This is a genomic window from Aquibium sp. ELW1220, assembly GCF_030398385.1.
GTDB lineage: Bacteria > Pseudomonadota > Alphaproteobacteria > Rhizobiales > Rhizobiaceae > Aquibium.
Genome location: NZ_JAOAOQ010000096.1, coordinates 1 through 2,558, shown reverse-complemented (window position 1 = coordinate 2,558; position 2,558 = coordinate 1). Strand labels below are relative to the sequence as shown.

Sequence of the window (2,558 nt, the reverse complement as noted above, 5' to 3'; positions counted from 1 at the left end):
GTTGATCCAGTCACATACTGCCCAGTATCAGGGTGAGGCAACGATCTACTATCGGTTTCACCCGCGCTATGGCGAGCGCTTTCAGATTGTTCGGTGCCATCGGTTCCGTGGCGCCAGGATGTTTGTGGTCCGCCAGCCAGACGGCACGCTGGCGCAGATCCCGATTTGGATGTGTGCGCCTGAAGCTGTGGCCATGGCGGTGAAGGAGCAGCCATGCCTGTCTGTCCTCGGACTGCGTGACCTTCGCCTCACGCTCGATGCGATCCTATCCTCGCTATCTGGAATCGAGAGAGGAGAGCGAGATGGGGCAAGTGCAGCAGTTGTGGCGGCAAGGGGACCTTCTTGCGCTGATGGAGCCGGGACCGGTGTTGCCAATGACGGCGCAGGCGGCGGCGATCCCGTTGCTGGCGGCGCTCTTGCTCGAGGTGGCGGAGGCGCAGACCGGGACGAAGGCGGAAGACGCCGCGATGCAGGGAGGGCGCGATGAGCAAGATCGCGTCTGAGCATCTTGGGCGACAGGCCTTCGTCTATGTCAGGCAGTCGACGCAGGATCAGCTGCTGCACAACCACGAAAGCAGGCGCCGGCAGTACGGCCTCGCCGAGCGCGCGCGTCAGCTCGGTTGGGCGGAGCCGGTCGTCATCGACGACGATCTCGGTCGGTCGGGTGGCGGTATCGCGCGTCCGGGCTTCGAGCGATTGCTGCTGGCCATCTGCGAAGGTCGTGTGGGGATCGTTCTGGCGGTGGAAGCCTCGCGGCTCGCGCGCAACGGGCGCGACTGGCACACATTGCTGGAATTCTGCGGGCTCGTGGGCTGCCTGCTGGCCGACGAGGACGGCCTCTATGATCCGCGCTTGCCGAACGACCGGCTGCTGCTCGGCATGAAGGGCACGATGAGCGAGATGGAACTGTCGATCCTGCGTCAGCGCTCGCTGGAGGCGCTGCGCCAGAAGGCGCGGCGAGGCGAGTTGTTTCTCAACGTGGCCGTCGGCTACATGAAGGTCCGGCGTGACCGCATCGCCAAGGATCCCGATCGGCGTGTCCAGGAGGCGGTCGGTCTTGTGTTCCGCAAGTTCGCCGAGTTCCAGAGCATCCGGCAGGTTCATTTGTGGCTGCGGCAGGAGGGCTTGCCGATGCCTGCGATTGAGATCGATGGCGAGGGACGGCGCATCGTCTGGAAACTGCCGGTCTACAACACAATCCGCGGGATTCTGACCAACCCGACCTACGGTGGGGCTTACGCCTTTGGCCGGACGGCGAGCCGGGTGACGGTTGAGAACGGGCGCAAGCGTGTCAGCCGTGGTCATCGCCGTGACCAGGAAGAGTGGGATGTGTTGATCTTAGACCACCACGAGGGCTACGTTCCCTGGGCGGAGTTCGAGAGGAACCAGCGTCTGATCGCCGATAACGCCAACTGCCGTGGTCTGATGGTGCGCGGTGCAGTTCGCCGAGGCGACGCGCTGCTCGCGGGACTGCTGCGCTGCGGCCATTGCGGCCGTCGGCTTCATGTCTCCTACAGCGGTACTGACGGCTTCTGCGTTCGGTATTCCTGTCGAGGTGCGCATATCAACCACGGGACGCAGGCCTGCATCTCGTTCGGCGGCCTGCGCATCGATGCGGCGGTCTCAGAGGAGACGCTACGGCTGTTGAGCCCGCTGGGAATCGAGGCCGCTCTGATGGCGCTCGCCTCACGCGACGCCGAGATCGCCGACACACGCCGGCAGGCGGAACTTGCATTGACGCAGGCGCGCTATGAAGCCGATCTCGCCCGTCGCCAATACGATGCCGTCGACCCCGCGAACCGCTTGGTCGCGGCCGAACTTGAGCGGCGCTGGAACGACCGATTGACAGAAGCGCATCGCCTGGAGGAGCGTCTCACCGCCATTGGGGCAGACAGGCCGTCCCTCTCGGTGGCGGAGCGGGAGCGCCTGCTGTCACTCGGCGCGGATCTTCCCATGGCCTGGTCTCTTCCCGGCGCGACCGCAGAGACACGCAAGCGGATCCTGCGCGCCGTCCTCGAGGAAATCGTCGCCACACTCACGGAGCAGCGGATCGAGCTTCTTCTCCATTGGAAAGGTGGAGACCACACGCGGCTCAACGTTCCGCGCAACCGAATCGGCCAGCACCGATACAGCAGCGATGCCGATGTCCAGGACCTGATCCGGGCGCTCGCTCGTCAGCAAGGGGACGGAGCAATCGCGGCAACGCTGAACCGCCTCGGCAAGCGAACCGGCCGTGGCAACCCATGGACAGAGGCGCGAGTCCGCAGCTTCCGCAACGACCATCGCATCGCGGTGCACCGGTCTGGGGAAATGGCCGAGCGGGGCGAACTGACGCTCGAGGAGACGGCAGGCCGGTTGGGGGTCAGCAAGATGACCGTGCTCCGTCTGATGCGGGACGCCTCGATTACAGGCAAACAGGTCTGCAAGGGCGCCCCTTGGGCCATCCCGGAAGCGCAAATTGTAGCCCTGGGACCGGACATTCATCGGTCCGGTCGTGCGCGAACAACTGACCCCGCACAGAACATGCTGAATCTTCAATGACGTAGGAAGGTGTGCAT

Annotated in this window: 2 protein-coding genes; both read left to right on the top strand. The window is 64.6% G+C overall.

Annotated features, from left to right (window positions below; translation table 11 throughout):
- Window positions 1-302: 302 nt before the first annotated feature.
- On the top strand, window positions 303-503 hold the full coding sequence (locus tag N1F91_RS30815) for a hypothetical protein (RefSeq protein WP_289997732.1): 201 nt from the start codon (window positions 303-305) through the stop codon (window positions 501-503).
- Complete coding sequence (locus N1F91_RS30810; RefSeq protein WP_289997731.1) at window positions 484-2,541, top strand: recombinase family protein; 2,058 nt, start codon at window positions 484-486, stop codon at window positions 2,539-2,541. The genes N1F91_RS30815 and N1F91_RS30810 overlap by 20 nt, the downstream gene beginning before the upstream one ends.
- Window positions 2,542-2,558: the final 17 nt, after the last annotated feature.

Bases quoted from the DNA above. Each gene is read 5' to 3' on its own strand.
- N1F91_RS30815 (WP_289997732.1), top strand. From the start codon at position 303: ATGGGGCAAGTGCAGCAGTTGTGGCGGCAAGGGGACCTTCTTGCGCTG.
- N1F91_RS30810 (WP_289997731.1), top strand. From the start codon at position 484: ATGAGCAAGATCGCGTCTGAGCATCTTGGGCGACAGGCCTTCGTCTAT.